Origin of the sequence: Providencia sp. PROV209 (genome assembly GCF_028479485.1) — a bacterium.
In the GTDB taxonomy this organism is placed as follows: domain Bacteria; phylum Pseudomonadota; class Gammaproteobacteria; order Enterobacterales; family Enterobacteriaceae; genus Providencia; species Providencia alcalifaciens.
Window position 1 is genome coordinate 66,316 of record NZ_JAMPNR010000017.1, and the last position, 15,763, is coordinate 82,078.

General features: G+C 41.6%; 10 protein-coding genes. 5 read left to right on the forward strand and 5 right to left on the reverse strand.

Features of this window, described 5'->3' with window-relative positions; all coding sequences use genetic code 11:
• Positions 1 to 64: 64 nt before the first annotated feature.
• The 3 genes from brnQ to phoB all read right to left on the reverse strand — a co-directional run bounded on the left by brnQ (position 65) and on the right by phoB (position 3,913).
• The gene (gene brnQ, locus PR795_RS13310; protein WP_181480594.1) at positions 65 to 1,393 is read right to left on the reverse strand and encodes a branched-chain amino acid transport system II carrier protein; all 1,329 of its coding nucleotides are present in this window, start codon (positions 1,391 to 1,393) and stop codon (positions 65 to 67) included.
• A gap of 508 nt (positions 1,394 to 1,901) precedes the next feature.
• Positions 1,902 to 3,200 carry a phosphate regulon sensor histidine kinase PhoR gene (gene phoR / locus PR795_RS13315; RefSeq protein WP_006657175.1) on the reverse strand — a complete coding sequence of 433 codons (1,299 nt, stop codon included), beginning with the start codon at positions 3,198 to 3,200 and terminating at the stop codon, positions 1,902 to 1,904.
• Between the two features lie 23 nt (positions 3,201 to 3,223).
• The gene (gene phoB / locus PR795_RS13320) at positions 3,224 to 3,913 is read right to left on the reverse strand and encodes a phosphate regulon transcriptional regulator PhoB (RefSeq protein WP_006657174.1); all 690 of its coding nucleotides are present in this window, start codon (positions 3,911 to 3,913) and stop codon (positions 3,224 to 3,226) included.
• A 304-nt stretch (positions 3,914 to 4,217) separates the two neighbouring features.
• Here phoB and sbcD point away from each other — a divergent pair, with 304 nt between their 5' ends.
• The 4 genes from sbcD to PR795_RS13340 all read left to right on the forward strand — a co-directional run bounded on the left by sbcD (position 4,218) and on the right by PR795_RS13340 (position 10,669).
• The gene (gene sbcD, locus PR795_RS13325; protein WP_036963029.1) at positions 4,218 to 5,432 is read left to right on the forward strand and encodes an exonuclease subunit SbcD; all 1,215 of its coding nucleotides are present in this window, start codon (positions 4,218 to 4,220) and stop codon (positions 5,430 to 5,432) included.
• 2 nt (positions 5,433 to 5,434) lie between these two features.
• On the forward strand, positions 5,435 to 9,118 hold the full coding sequence (locus tag PR795_RS13330) for an SbcC/MukB-like Walker B domain-containing protein (protein ID WP_181480593.1): 3,684 nt from the start codon (positions 5,435 to 5,437) through the stop codon (positions 9,116 to 9,118).
• Between the two features lie 199 nt (positions 9,119 to 9,317).
• Positions 9,318 to 9,917 (forward strand): nitroreductase family protein, encoded by a 600-nt coding sequence (locus tag PR795_RS13335; RefSeq protein ID WP_006662801.1) that lies wholly within the window; start codon positions 9,318 to 9,320, stop codon positions 9,915 to 9,917.
• 452 nt (positions 9,918 to 10,369) lie between these two features.
• The gene (locus tag PR795_RS13340) at positions 10,370 to 10,669 is read left to right on the forward strand and encodes a hypothetical protein (protein WP_036963025.1); all 300 of its coding nucleotides are present in this window, start codon (positions 10,370 to 10,372) and stop codon (positions 10,667 to 10,669) included.
• Positions 10,670 to 10,916: 247 nt separating this feature from the next.
• On the opposite strand, the gene PR795_RS13345 is transcribed toward PR795_RS13340, so the two are convergent.
• On the reverse strand, positions 10,917 to 12,866 hold the full coding sequence (locus PR795_RS13345; RefSeq protein ID WP_272516867.1) for a bifunctional 2',3'-cyclic-nucleotide 2'-phosphodiesterase/3'-nucleotidase: 1,950 nt from the start codon (positions 12,864 to 12,866) through the stop codon (positions 10,917 to 10,919).
• 704 nt (positions 12,867 to 13,570) lie between these two features.
• A complete protein-coding gene (gene mak, locus PR795_RS13350) occupies positions 13,571 to 14,479 on the reverse strand; it encodes a fructokinase (protein WP_006662804.1) in 909 nt (302 codons plus the stop codon).
• Positions 14,480 to 14,654: 175 nt separating this feature from the next.
• On the opposite strand from mak, the gene rdgC reads away from it, so the two are divergent.
• Positions 14,655 to 15,560 (forward strand): recombination-associated protein RdgC, encoded by a 906-nt coding sequence (gene rdgC / locus PR795_RS13355; RefSeq protein ID WP_006657167.1) that lies wholly within the window; start codon positions 14,655 to 14,657, stop codon positions 15,558 to 15,560.
• Positions 15,561 to 15,763: the final 203 nt, after the last annotated feature.

Consider the following 15,763-nt stretch of genomic DNA (forward strand, 5'->3'; position numbering starts at 1 on the left):
TGATAACGAAAAATGCCAGTGGGATTATCCTCCACTGGCATTTTTATTGCGTATTTACAAAATACTACGCGTGCTTATGATGTTCGCTAGATGGTGAAATGAATCTATCACACACAATAGCAACAACCAGCACAGCGACGGATGGTAACACCCAAGCTAAATCTTGTTGGTATAATGGGATAGACGTCATCCAATCTGGAATGTAGATCTTCAAACTATCCGATGCTTTCACTGCGCCAATCAAGCCAACCACAAAACTTGTTAACATCGTCGGTGCAATTACGATGGTTGGATTACGCCACCATTTCAATGTAAAGCTCATCAAAATCAAAACAATACAAGGCGGATAGATCGATACTAAAACAGGCAGTGAGAATGCGATCAGCTTACTGAGCCCAAGGTTTGAAATCACCATGGAGAACAGACCCAAAATTAGCACTAACTTACGGTAAGAAATTGCGACATAACGGCTGAAAAATTCAGCACATGCACAGGTTAAACCAACAGCAGTTACCATACAGGCAACAAAAATCAGCACCGCTAAGAAGAAGCTACCGTAGTTCCCAAAAGTGTACTGAACATATTCATGCAGAATATCAGCACCATCGGCAGGATTTGGAATTAATGAACCGCTATTCTCGCCCAGTTTAAACAGCGATAAATAAACCAGCGTTAATAAAACCCCTGCAATTAAGCCCGCCCACATAGTATAACGAGTTAATAATGAGGAGTTTTCGATACCTCGTGAGCGCGCCGCATTCACAATGACGATACCAAACACCATCGCACCTAATGTATCCATCGTTAAGTAACCATTGATGAAACCATTAGAGAATGCCATATTTTGATATTCTGGCGTTGCCACAATTGGTTGCCCTGCGGGCCACATCACCGCCGCAATACCCAATATAGCCAGTGCCAACATTTTTACTGGCGCCAGAATATGCCCCACGCTATCAAGTAACTTACCTGGATATAACGAAATTCCGATGACCAGTACAAAATAGATTGCACTATAAACCAATAGGGAGATTTCCGATTCACCACCAAGCAATGGCGCAATACCCACTTTATACGAAACGGTTGCTGTTCTTGGTGTCGCGAAAAGAGGTCCTACTGATAAGTAAGCAACGACAGCTAATAATAAACCAGCAGTTTTACCAATCGGCGTGCTGAGCGCTTCAATACCGCCCCCCACTTTTGCTAGTGCAACAACAGTAAGAACAGGAAGACCGACGCCAGTGACTAAGAAACCAAGTGCAGCAGTCCAAACCTGCTCACCTGCTTGTAAACCGACCATTGGCGGGAAAATGATATTTCCAGCACCAACAAATAGCGCAAAGGTCATAAAACCTAAGGCGAGGATATCTCTGGATGATAAACGATGAGCCATATTATGTTAATTTTTAGTAAATTATGAATTAAAAACAGGCTATCTCATAGATAACCTATTGGAACATATATGACGAAATAGAGTTCTGATTAACATGACTTTAACACTATAAAATGCATGCCTTGGTTAGCTTTGTAATACTAAACATCAAAAAACAGTAAAAATCGCCAATAACTGGCGACAAGTAAAACTTTTATAGGGAAAAAAGGCAAGAGCAAACCTGAAAACAAGAATAAAGTACCAAACTAAATTTAAGAACCAGTGATTACTGTCAGTAAATTTGCAATATCCCGTATATATTCAGGCTAAAAAAACAGCAACAAAACATTATTTAACCACTCATAATGTATTTTGGCAGGATAAGATGAAGAAAATTGCGGGATAACAATGAAAATATAGCGCGGCGATTAAAAATAACGTCAAAAAGGAAGAAATAGCAAAACAAAAAACCTTGCTAATGCAATGATTTTATTAGCAAGGTTTCATTTTTAGCGATTATTTGGCACACCTATTTTTTATCTGACACAATAAAAACAGGCGGTAACGTAAAGGAAAATTCACTGCCCTTACCAATCTGACTGGTGACCGATAATTGGCTGCTATGATGCTGAACAGCATGCTTAACAATCGCTAAACCTAGGCCCGTTCCCCCACCACCTTGTCGAGAGCGCGCCTTATCCACACGATAAAAACGTTCCGTTAAGCGAGGAATGTGCTCAGCAGGAATTCCAGGACCATTGTCACTCACGCTAAATTGTGCGCCGTTATTGGTTTTCTGCCATTTTACCTTAATTTTCGTCCCTTCCGGTGTATGGTTTATCGCATTATAAACCAAGTTAGCAACCGCACTGCGTAACTGTTCTTCATTACCATGCACTCGCAGTTTTTCATCAATCACGAATTCAAACTCATGTCGCCCTTGGCTTAAGCCAATGGCTTCTTGTTCAATCATTTTAAGAATGACCGGCATATTAATCTGTTCATCAAGATTAATTTGAGGGGCAACCTCAATTCGTGATAGTTGCAGCAATTGCTTCACTAAATTATCCATCCGATGGGTCTGCTCTTGCATCACCGATAAGGCTTTTTTATTCATCGGTGATGTTCCTTCTTGGTCATCCATCACCTCGAGATAACCTTGAATGACGGTCAGTGGTGTACGTAATTCATGGCTAACGTTGGCAAAAAAGTCTCTGCGTGCTTTTTCCAATCTGCGCTTTTCAGTCACATCTCGAGCCACCATCAATAACTGGTCACTGGTGTATGGCAAAATGCGAAACTCCACAATTTCACCGCTGTTCAATTCAATCGTCAGCGCTTGGTCATAACTCTTCACCGTGAAATAACGGCTAAAATCAGGATAACGTAATAAATTAAAAATATGCTGCCCGTTATCCTCTGGCCAGCGAAAGCCAAGAAGCTGTTGAGCGTGGCGGTTACACCAAAAAATATTGCCTTCCGTGGTCATCATAACGACCGCATCGGGTAGAGACTCAGCTCCACTGCGAAACCGTTTAATAAGTTGTCCTAATTCGCGGCGGCGCTTACGGTTACGCTGCTGCATTTGATAAATACCGTAAAATATTGGCTCCCAGCCCCCTTTACCATCTGGTGGCAACATACTTCTATCTAGCCACAACCAGTCTGAAAGTTTTAGCAGGTTATATCCATGCCAAATTAACGCAGCTAGTAATGAAATAACCAATAGCCACGGCAGGTGGCCAATAAAAATAGATAATATTAGTGCGGGTAAAATAAATAAAAACAGCCCCCAGATCAGCTGTTTTAAGGATAAGCGTTCAAGCACCCCTGTTTCTCCCTAATGGTTTCTCAATAACGCACAGAGAAGCGGTAGCCAGTACCACGAACCGTTTGCACCATTTTATCATGCCCATCTAGCTCTAACGCTTTTCTTAAACGACGAATATGCACATCCACCGTCCTATCTTCGACATACACGTTTGCACCCCAAACATAATTAAGTAACTGCTCGCGGCTATAGACTCGCTCTGGATGGGTCATAAAAAAGTGAAGTAACTTATATTCGGTAGGTCCCATATCGATGGGAATCTCATTACTCGTAACACGATGGGAAGTCGGATCAAGCACTAACCCATTCATTTCAATAATATCTTCTGTCGACATTGGCGAGATGCGCCGCAAAATTGCTTTAACACGGGCTATCAATTCTTTTGGTGAGAACGGCTTAATTAAATAATCGTCCGCGCCAACTTCTAACCCTTTCACACGATCTTCTTCTTCCCCTCTCGCGGTTAGCATCATTACGGGGACATCACGCGTAGCACTATCTCGTTTCATATGTTTGATCACTTGGATGCCTGAACCTCCGGGGATCATCCAATCCAGCAACACTAAATCAGGTAATGGATCAACCAATTGTGCTATTGCAGAATCATAATCATCAGCTTCTGTAGGCTGAAAACCATTCTGTTCCAATACAAAACAAACCATTTCTCGGATGGGCGCTTCATCTTCAACAACTAGAATGCGTCTTGCCATGATTGTTCCTGTAAATAAGAAGAGATTTTTAATGTGACCGCATTATGCGTCAGTTTTGTGACAGAATTATGAATATCTCAACGTAAGGCTACGATCCATCATTAGATTAACAGTTTACTGTCATGTAAGTGAAACATAAAAGCCATATCAGCCAAGCTTCCTACTTTCATTGCGAAGCGCTTCTCAACTATTTTTCATGCGCTTCCCTTCATATGGCACCGATGCGGTATACTGTGATACAGCAAACTATAGGGTTTGAATATTAGTATAGTAAAAGCGTCATAATCATAGGAATAGGTAGCTCATGCGCATCATCCACACCTCAGACTGGCATTTAGGTCAATATTTTTTCACCAAAAATCGAGCATCTGAGCATCAGCACTTTTTACTCTGGTTAATTGAACAAATCAAACTGCACCAAGTGGATGCACTGATAGTGGCAGGTGATGTCTTTGATACTGGGGCACCACCTAGCTATGCCCGTGAACTATACAATCAATTTATTGTTGATTTACAACGAACTAACTGCCAATTAGTCATTTTAAGCGGCAACCATGATTCGGTTTCTGTTCTAAACGAATCCAGTGCGCTATTACGTTATTTAAACACCCATGTCATCACCTCAAGCAGTGAATCTCATGTCATTACGCTAAAAGATAAACAAGGAAATCCGACTGGGCTAGTTTGCGCCATCCCGTTTTTACGCCCAAGGGATGTTCAAATCAGTATGGCAGGGCAAAGTAGTGAAGAAAAACAACTTTCATTGCAAAATGCCATCCGTGATTACTATCAAACCTGTTACCAAAAAGCCGTTAAGCAGCGCGAAGCTCTTGGCTTAGATATTCCTATCATCGCGACAGGACATCTCACTGTGATCGGTGCTGAACTCACCGATTCCGTCCGCGAAATTTATATCGGTACATTGGATGCATTTCCGTCCGGAGCCTTTCCTCCAGCAGATTATATTGCACTCGGGCATATCCACCGCCCGCAATTAATTGGTGGGAAAGAATATATTCGTTATAGCGGCTCCCCCATTGCACTCAGCTTTGACGAATCACAACAACAAAAAAGTGTGTGTTTAGTGGAATTTAAGGGTCATCAATTTTCCAATGTTACATTGCTACCAATCCCTGTTTCTCAACCACTGTATAGTCTTAAGGGCACCTTAAAAGAGCTGCAACAACAGCTTATGACGTTACCCACCACCACTGAAAACCGCCCAACTTGGTTAGATATTGAAGTCGCATCCCAAGATTATCTTGGCGATATTCAGCAACGAATTGAAGCGCTCACCCAAGATCGCTGTGTCGAAGTGGTTCGCCTACGCCGTGCTCGTCGAGCCCAAACAGGCCAAAACCTTACACAGCCCAATGAAACATTGAGTGAATTAACGGCTGAAGAAGTCTTCTCTCGAAGGCTTGCTGAAGAATCATTAGAAGACAAAGCGTTAGAGCAGCGTTTATTACAACTGTTCAAGCAATCCTACGCCACCTTACGCACTGAACAAGGGGAATAAGCGTGAAAATTTTAAGCTTACGTCTCAAAAATATTAATTCCCTTAAAGGTGAATGGAAAATTGATTTCACTGAAGAACCGTTTGCCAGCAATGGGTTATTTGCCATCACTGGTGCTACGGGAGCAGGAAAAACCACCTTATTAGATGCTATCTGCCTCGCGCTATACCATCAAACCCCACGTTTAGGGCAAATATCAAAAAGTAAAAATGAACTGATGACTCGCCATACGGGCGAATGCTTAGCGGAAGTAGAATTTGAAGTTAAAGGTATCGCTTATCGTGCATTCTGGAGCCAACGCCGCGCAAATAATAAAGCCGATGGCAACCTCCAAGATCCTAAAGCAGAGCTAGCAACCGTCGCTGATGGACAAATTATCGCAGAAAAAGTCAGTGAAATTCGTGAAAAAATTGTGCAAATCACGGGATTGGATTTTGGACGTTTCACCAAATCTATTTTACTTTCCCAAGGTGATTTTGCTGCTTTTCTCAATGCCACAGAAAAAGAACGCGCTGACTTATTGGAAGAGATCACTGGCACCGAAATTTATAGTCAAATTTCGGTCTATATCTTTAATCAGCATAAACAAGCCAAAACTGATCTCGATCTCCTTCGAGCACAAGCCAGTAGCATCAATCTGCTTACGGAAGTCGAATATCAAGAGCTTGTTGACAAGCAGCAACAATATTCAGCCCAAGAACAGCAGCTGAGTCAAAGTAAACTTCGCCATCAACAAGCCGTGACTTGGCACCAACAGTATCAACAGCTCGCACAAAATACCCAGCGCTTACAGCTAGCGCAACAGCAAGCTCAACAACGCTATCAAGCGGCAGAGCCCCAATTACACAAGCTCGCTCAAAGCTCTCCTGCGGAAGCCTTACGCCCGGATTGGCTGGCAGTGCAAAGCTTGCAAACTCAACTTGATGAACAGACTCAAAAACAGCAACGCATAACCCAACACTTAGAAGAGGCTCAAAAGCAACGTTTACCTTTAGTGACCCAACATGCCCAAGCGCAGCTTGAACAAAATCAATACAATGAATGGGTACAGAAAACGACGGTCATGATCGATAACGAAGTGCGCCCATTAGACAATCGACTTTCCCAGCTCAATCAACAAAAATTGCAACTCTCAGAGCAATTAAGTCAGCTAAACAGTGAGTATTTACAGAAAAAAGCAAGTGTAGAGAACGCTCAGCAGCAAATTGATCATGCAAAGAGTGGGCTGAATAAAACGCAATTATTTCTCCAAGAACACGCAAATGACGCCCAAATTATTACCCAATTAGGACGCTGGCAGCAGCAAGGTCAATTTGTTTATGAACTGACTGAACAACTCACTAAAAATCAGCAAAAACAACACGCAATCAAGCTAGAATGGCAAACATTACAACAAGCTCAATTGCAAAAACTGAAAGAACATCAAAAAGCTCAGCTCAGTCTTGAAGCGTCTCACTCCCGCTTTAATCTGCTTGAAAAACAATTTCAAGAATACAAAGAAAAACACGATATGAGTGCAATTAACGCTCTCATTATTCAACTGCAAGCACAGTTACAGCATGCTCAAATACTGCCACTTTTACTCTCGCAACATGAGGAAAAACACCAGCAAGTACAGCTACACATTCAGCAACAAAACCAGCTCGCAGAATCTATCCAGCAAGTGGAAAAACTGATTGCAATTACACAAGATAGAGTGACTCAATTGGAGCCTCAACGCCAAGTTTTAGAACAAAAACTTCAACTAGAACAAAAAATTGTCAGCTTGGAACATGAACGCCAACAACTCATTGAAGGAACACCGTGCCCCCTTTGTGGCTCATTAAAGCATCCTGCTTTAGAGGCATACCATGCTGTTACGCCAAACGAAACCCAGCAACAATTGGTTGCGCTCAACACACAGATAGAATCCGAAAAACAACAACTCACCGAACACCAAGCATTATTACTAGCGGATAAACGTCGCCAACAAGATAATGAAGCAACACAAAAACAGTTACAGGCCCAATTAGATGCTCTCAATACCCAATGGCGACAAACTTGTAAGCAAGCACTTACACCGGAATTAGCGAAAACACATCTCGCAGTAGAGCAATGCCTTTTAGATTTGCGCAATCAACTCACGGTTCAGCAAACCATCACCAGTGAATTTACACAGCTGGAACGCCAACACCAAGAGGCAAAAAACCACTATTACGAACAGCAAGCTCAAACTAAGCAACTGCTCTCCGAGCTATCGCTTCTTGATGAAAAACTTAAATACCATTCCCAGCAATTAGACGAAAACCTAGCGGAACAACACGCTTTGAAACAACGCGTTGAGCAGCAAACACTGCAGCTAGCCACCTCGCTCTCGCCATTTAACCTAACGCTACCAAGCCAAGAACAGTTTTCCTCTTGGCTAAAAGAAATTGAACAACGGGGGCAATACTATGAGGCGCAAAAAACAGCCGCTCAACAGTTCGCTAAAAGTATTGAGGTTCATGCCGCTACTCTCGCAGCGGAAACAACCTATGCACAACAAATTGAGCAACAACTCGCGTCACAACAGCAACATTTTGAGCAGCTAAATCAGCAAATTGGACATGCGAATACCCAACGTCAAAATATGCTAGACGGTCAAGCTATCACTGTTTTTACCCAAAATATGCAGGTGCAGCAGGCTCAATGTGCTCGTAAAGTCGATGAACTTACTCTGCAAATCAGTGAGATAGACAAACACATCGCCGCACTCACAGGAAGTGCCCAAGAACTCGATGAGCAACTCAAACAACTCAATCAACGGCAATCTGTTGCACAAGCTCAGTTTATTGATGCGCTTAAGAACAGCCCGTTTGACACCCAAGAGCAATTCCTGAATGCCCTCCTTCCTGCCGAAGAAAAAATTCAGCTTGAGCAACTTAAACAACAAGTGACTCAGCAGCAGCTTGAAGCGGAAACCCGCTATCAAGAAAGCCTCTTATCTCTCGCCAATCATGAACAACAACGTTTAGTTGAATTTGCGGAGTTGTCATTGGAGCACATTCAACATGCATTGACTGAGTTAGATAATAAAATCAAGGAATTAAACCAACAACAAGGGCAGATTATTAACCAACTCGAGCGCGATCAACAGCAACGTCACCAACAGCGCGAGTTATTGAATAAAATTGAACAGAGCCAATTAAGCTACGATGATTGGAGTTACCTCAACAGCTTAATAGGCTCCGCTGAAGGGGATAAATTTCGCCGTTATGCTCAGGGGTTAACCTTAGACTGCTTAGTCTCTTTAGCTAACCAACAACTCGATAAATTGCATGGTCGCTATTTGCTGCAAAGAAGCCATTTAGCCAACCTTGAATTACAAGTTATTGATGGCTGGCAAGCGGATAGTATTCGCGATATTAAAACACTGTCTGGAGGGGAAAGCTTCTTAGTCAGTTTGTCGCTAGCCCTTGCACTCTCTGACATGGTGAGTCATCGAACCCAACTGGAATCGCTCTTTCTTGATGAAGGTTTCGGTACATTGGATGCCGAAACCTTAGACATTGCTTTAGATGCATTAGAGAGCCTCAACGCTTCAGGAAAAACCATTGGTGTTATTAGCCACGTTGAAGCCATGAAAGAACGAATTCCGGTACAAATTACCGTGAAAAAAGCAAATGGTCTTGGCTATAGTGAACTCCCAAGCCACTATCGTGTCAGTTAATCTCAAAAAGCCTAAAATAAAGCTACTGATATGATTTTTATGGATTTTTAACTACATGCAAAAATTTGAATGTTTAGGTTAAATTTTTTTTCTATGATTTTAAAGGGATACCTTTATAGTTATTCACATCGAAACAAGTTACGGCTTCTGAGGTTGTTCAATAAATTGCCGTGCTCTAAACAAAAGCAAGGGGACAAACATGTCTAACGCATTTATCGAAATGATTAAAAATCGTCGCACTATTTATAACTTAGGCGACTCATTACCTATCTCGGAAGAGAAAGTTGCTGGATTGATCAAAGAAGCCGTTAAGCACTCACCATCTGCATTTAATTCACAGACTTCACGTGTTGTCGTGTTATTTGGTGCACAACATAAAAAACTGTGGAACATCACCAAAGATGCTTTACGCGCTATCGTTCCTGAAGCAGCTTTTGCTGGTACTGAGCAAAAAATCAATAGCTTTGCCGCAGGCGCTGGTACTGTGCTGTTCTTTGAAGATAAAAATGTAGTCACTGGCTTACAAGAACAATTCCCATTATACGCAGATAATTTCCCTATCTGGTCTGAACAAGCGAGCGGTATGGCGCAACTGGCAGTATGGACAACATTATCTCAGGAAAATGTGGGCGCATCACTGCAGCACTACAACCCATTAATTGATAATCAAGTTCAAAAAGAATGGGATATTCCAGCAAATTGGGTTTTACGTGCTCAAATGGTATTTGGCTCAATTGAGCAACCAGCGGCTGATAAAGACTTTATGGACGACGACGTTCGTTTCAAAGTATTCAAATAATTCATCACTAACCGTTATTATATTAAAGCCTCTACAATTGCTTGTAGGGGCTTTATTTTATTTATTCATTCCAATCATTATGTATTCCATTATATAGCACACTTCAATTTCATTAATTTCTTAACAATATAAAACTCCAATCTATCGCAAATTATTACATATAAAATTAGAACAGAAGATATTACTCATTTTCAATCACTGCTTATTTAAAAATAATATTTAGTTTTTATAGATAAGTCGCATTTTTATAAGAAAATGTCTTTTTAATCGCTCATATGAAACTGAAAAATAACTTTAATTTGATTGACATCAATATGTTATATTCCCATGATAATAGTATTTACTTATAGACTAAATTTTTATTTCTGCATTATCGGTATTTGAACTACACTAAAAATAAGAGCACAAAAGCAGTATTGGATGGTGGTCAGTGTTATTAAAGGGGGTGGACTATGAAACGTTTATCTTTATTAACTACTGTAGTGACAATCTTCATTTCAAGTTGTTCTTTCGCGAGTAATCTTAACCCATCGTCAGGAGGTACAATCTCATTTGGTGGTTATATCTATGAACCTCAGTGTGAAGTCAATATCGCAAATCAAACTCATGTGAATATTGATTGTTATCGTAATGGTAAAACCGTTACCGCTTCAGGCTCATTGAAAAATGGCAAAAAAGTTGAATCCGAGTATGTCAAAGTTGAATATGACAAATACAGTAAATTACCTATGTTGAACGTAACTTATGAATAAGTTAATTGAAGATTTAATAAGCATCATCATTCGGGGAGCTGCTATTTACTCTCAAGTTTAAACTCCCCGAATATTATTCCCAGCTCTCACTTCGCTATCGCTTGCCACATTATTGCCAAGTTCAACCATCTCAATATTTTCTTCATTTATTTTTTCATATAAATGTCACCCCAAAATACACGGTAATGAAAAAAGCCTGACACAAGTGACAGGCTTCAGATAATTACCGCTTTTATTACTGCTGAAATTACTTAGCAGTTAAATCAACTTGGTAAATTGCAAATCCAATATCATCAGTACCTACTTTCTTCATTGGATACTGAGCGTGCTGCTGAATAAACTCAGCTGCTTTTTCACTTGGTGAAGTTTCAAAACGAACATCAAGCTTTTTATCGGTTTTGATTGGAGTGAATGACCAGTTATTATCGGCCTTCGAAACGACTTCACCTTTCTCTTTAGAAACTTTAGCAATATACGCCGCTAAAATCGCACGGTTTTCATCTGGCGATGCAAACGCAATATGCGCATCACCCGTACCTGCGAACTTACCGCCATAACCACGATAGTTATTGGTCGCGATTAAGAATGCCGCTTTAGGGTTGATTGGTTTGCCTTGGTAAGTCACATTTTTGATACGATTAGCATCTTTATTAACCACTTGACAGTCAGTGTCATACTTAGCAGGCTGAGTCAGGTCAATCTGATAATTCACACCACTAATAGTGTCAAAGTTATAGGTTCTAAAACCATCCCAGTTAATCAGGCTTTGTGGCTTAGTTGATTGTGCATCGATTTGGTTGAACATGCCCGCAGAGCACTCTAACCATTCAACCACATCCGCACCTGTTGCTTTTACTACCACTAAGGTATTTGGATAGAGATATAAGTCAGCAGCATTACGGAAAGTTAAATCCCCTTTTTCCACTTCAACAAACTCAGAAGGTGCATTTTTACGTCCACCGGCTTTGAATGGTGCCGCTGCCGCTAATACTGGTAAGTCAGCTAAGTCTGGGTCCCCTTGGATAAAGTTACGGGTGTAATCCATCTGAGCATCATTCACAATCTGAACCGTTGGATCGCTTTGAACTAATGCCAAGTAGCTGTACATGTTTTCAGAGGCTTTACCAATCAATTTACCCACGAAATCACGAGTACCTTGATGCTGCTCTTGGATGATTTTTACGAGTGATTCATCGCGCTCAACCAGTGCTTTCTTGGTGGCTTTATCATAAACAGGGCGGGCATGAGCTTGAGCATCAACCACTTTCCAATCGCCGCTGTCATTGTTAACCACCAAATCAACTACACCTAAATGGTCACCCCACTGTCCTGGCATAACTGCTGGAATGCCATTAACCGTGCCTTTTGCCACATCGACGCCTTTAATATCGGCGAATTCTTTGCTTGGGAACACACCGTGAGAGTGACCAAACATAATGGCGTTAATACCCGGTACTTCGCTGAGATAGTACACAGAGTTTTCTGCCATCGCTTTGTATGGCTCTTGTGAGAATCCTGAGTGAGGAATTGCCACAATCAGGTCTGCACCCTCTTTCTTCATTTGCGGCACAAACTTTTTAGCGGTTTCAGTGATGTCATTCACCTTCACTTTGCCTTCTAAGTTTGGTTTATCCCAAATCATGATTTGTGGTGGCACAAATCCAATGTAGCCCACTTTGATTGTATGGGTTTTGCCATCACGATCTTTTACTGGGGTATCAACAATAATGTAAGGCTTGAAGTAGTTTTCACCCGTTTTGGCATCAACGATATTCGCGTTGACGTAAGGGAATTTTGCGCCTGCAATGGCTTTTTTCAGATAATCTAAACCAAAGTTGAATTCATGGTTACCGAAGTTTCCAACTGTGTAACCCATGGTGTTCATTAGGCTATGAGCTGGATGAGATTCACCGTCTTTTAAGCCTTTATTTGCCATGTAGTCAGCCAGAGGGCTGCCTTGAATTAAGTCACCGTTATCCACCAAAATCGCGTTGGTCGCTTCATTTTTAGCAGCTTTAATCAGTGTCGCTGTGCGTACCAGACCAAATTGCTCTGTGGGTTTATCTTTGTAGTAATCGAAGTCAATTAGGTTACTGTGAACATCGGATGTTTCCATGACACGTAAGTCAACCGTGACAGCATGGGCATTAAATGCCACCAGCAGAGCCAAAGATGAAAGTTTTAGAGCCTTTTTCACGTTAAATCCCCTTTGTTGCCTTTTGAAGGAACGCCCTTCATAAAATCTAGATTCATTTCATGGTTATTGAGTAAAAATCCAACAATACCCGAAATAAAGCCTATCACTGTGTGTTAGATATCATGTTTTAATGATAATGCCTGCAAACAGTAACCATTTTTTGTGACTAAATCACGGTTTTAGTCCATTTATGAATCCCGACTTTTATATAGCTCACAAAAATAGATTTATCCGGTAAAAATCACCGCTATTATTTGAGTTATCGATAAAATCCGCTATTCCCCAAACAACTCACCAACACTCACTTTATAAGTAGCTAAATCCACCAGCTCAATTTTTGTACTTTCATCCTTGCCTTTCTTTTACTTTTGCTTTTGCTTTTGCTTTTGAACTTTTCGCTCTTCCCCTCACCCTATGCTCTAAATAATTCGCGTTGTAGCAAGGCGGCAAGTGAAGCTAATCCCTAGGAGCATACATAAGTATGTGACTAGGGTTAGTGAGCGTAGCCAACGCAGCTACAGCGTGAAGTATGACGAGCATTAATCCCTAGGGGCATCCATGAATATGTGACTAGGGTTAGTGAGCGTAGCCAACGCAGCTACGGCGTGAAGTATGACGAGCATTAATCCCTAGGAGCATACATAATATGTGACTAGGGTTAGTGAGCGTGGCCAACGCAGCTACAGCGTGAAGTATGACGAGTATTAATTTTCAGAGCATAACCAAGCTGCCCCTCGCACCCCACTCGAATCCCCATGCTCCGCTTTCCTGATTGGCGTATCAAACTCTCTACCGAACACCCATTGACGTATTTTCTCTGGCAGTTTTTCATATAGCTCATCAACATTACTCATTCCACCACCTAACACGATGACATCGGGATCGAGCATGTTGACGGCTTGAGCAAGTGCTTTGGCAAGGCGATTTTGGTAATTTTCGAAGGCTTTTATCGCATGCTTGTTGCCATTTTGCGCCAATTGAATAATTTCTGTTCCCGTCTTAGATTCTCCGGCTCGCTTTTTATAGTCCGCCATAAAACCTGTTCCAGAAACAAACTGTTCTGTGCAGCCATTGAGCCCGCAATAACATTTTTCCCCTGCAAGAAACAGCCTATCTTGGTCATCTTGCCACGGTAAAGGATTGTGTCCCCATTCCCCCGCGACCCCATTACCGCCAGAATGAACTTGACCATTGATGGCGATCCCTGCACCGCATCCAGTTCCAATGATTACGGCAAACACCACTTTAGCACCAGCTCCAGCACCATCCACCGCCTCTGAAACCGCAAGACAGTTCGCGTCATTGGCCATTTTGACAGGACGACCTAAGCAGTGAGCTAAATCCTTATCGAAAGGTTGTCCATTTAACCATGTTGAGTTAGCGTTTTTCACTTTTCCCGTAATCGGAGAAAGTGTTCCGGGGATCCCTAAACCAACGCTGCCAGTTTGCCCTGTTGCCGCTTCTGCATCATTCACTAAACGCTTAATCGCATCGAGTGTTCCTTGGTAATCACCACGTGGTGTGGGTGTACGCTGGCGAAATAAGATATTGCCGCCATCATCCAACGCAACCACTTCAATTTTTGTACCACCTAAATCAATACCTATTCTCATCATGGCACTCACTTATTATCCATTTGTCATTTAATTACCTGTCTACATTATTAGACTCCCTTTATAGAAAGTAAAACCTGTAAAGCATCCGGCATTTTTTTTCGCTTAATAACAGACAATTCGCTATCATGTCCGCCTTGCTAAACATGTTTTTAATGACAAAGGTAGGTTTTTCATGTGGTTCAAGAATATATTGGTCTATCGCCTGAATCGGGATTTGGCACTCTCCGCGGATGATCTGGAAAGACAACTTGCGCCGCTCGCTTATACCCCTTGTGGAAGCCAAGACATGATGAAAACGGGTTGGGTACCTCCAATGCGTGGTGCCGATGCTCTCACCCATGCTGCTAATAACCAAATTCTCATTTGTGCTAAAAAAGAAGACAAAATGCTGCCATCTCCAGTGATTAAGCAAGCATTACAAGAGAAAATTGAAAAATTAGAGGCAGATCAAGGTCGCCAACTGAAAAAAACCGAAAAAGCATCTTTGAAAGATGAAGTCGTGCATGACTTACTGCCGCGAGCCTTCAGTAAATTCAGCAAAACCTACATTTGGATTGATACCGTTAATCAACTCATTATCGTCGATGCTGCCAGTGCTAAACGTGCCGAAGATAATTTAGCATTATTACGTAAAAGCCTAGGTTCGCTTCCTGTTGTACCGCTCACATTTAAAGACCCAATTGAACTCACATTAACTGAATGGGTACGCTCAGGTGCATTACCTCAAGGCTTTGCAGCTATGGATGAAGCTGAGTTAAAAGCGATTTTAGAAGAAGGCGGGATTATTCGTTGTAAGAAGCAAGACCTGATTTCTGACGAAATTGCTACACACATCGAAGCGGGTAAGTTAGTCACAAAACTCTCATTGGATTGGGAAGAGCGCGTACAATTTATGTTGTCCGATGACGGCTCCCTGAAAAAATTAAAATTCAGTGACAAACTTAAAGAACAAAATGACGATATTCCAAAAGACGATTTTGCTCAAAAATTTGATGCCGATTATATTTTAATGACAGGCGAGCTCAGTGCCTTGATTGCTCGTCTCATTGACGTTCTCGGCGGTGAAGCCGAACATTAATATTATTTAGCTTTTCGTCCTGACCTCACGATGGCAACACACATTCTCGCATGTTGCCATTTTCTTTTTAGACCCTGCTTGCAGAGCCACAATTAAGTCATTGACTGCCTCCCTAATCTCTGGTTGATTAAATTACATCCTTGCAACAAATCAGTAGCAATCTTGATTATTTAATAACAACAACTAATGCAGCTTCTCAATGA

Coding starts and splice junctions, on each gene's coding strand:
- rdgC (WP_006657167.1), top strand. CDS start 14,655: ATGTGGTTCAAGAATATATTGGTCTATCGCCTGAATCGGGATTTGGCA.
- phoB (WP_006657174.1), bottom strand. CDS start 3,913: ATGGCAAGACGCATTCTAGTTGTTGAAGATGAAGCGCCCATCCGAGAA.
- PR795_RS13340 (WP_036963025.1), top strand. CDS start 10,370: ATGAAACGTTTATCTTTATTAACTACTGTAGTGACAATCTTCATTTCA.
- PR795_RS13335 (WP_006662801.1), top strand. CDS start 9,318: ATGTCTAACGCATTTATCGAAATGATTAAAAATCGTCGCACTATTTAT.
- sbcD (WP_036963029.1), top strand. CDS start 4,218: ATGCGCATCATCCACACCTCAGACTGGCATTTAGGTCAATATTTTTTC.
- brnQ (WP_181480594.1), bottom strand. CDS start 1,393: ATGGCTCATCGTTTATCATCCAGAGATATCCTCGCCTTAGGTTTTATG.
- mak (WP_006662804.1), bottom strand. CDS start 14,479: ATGAGAATAGGTATTGATTTAGGTGGTACAAAAATTGAAGTGGTTGCG.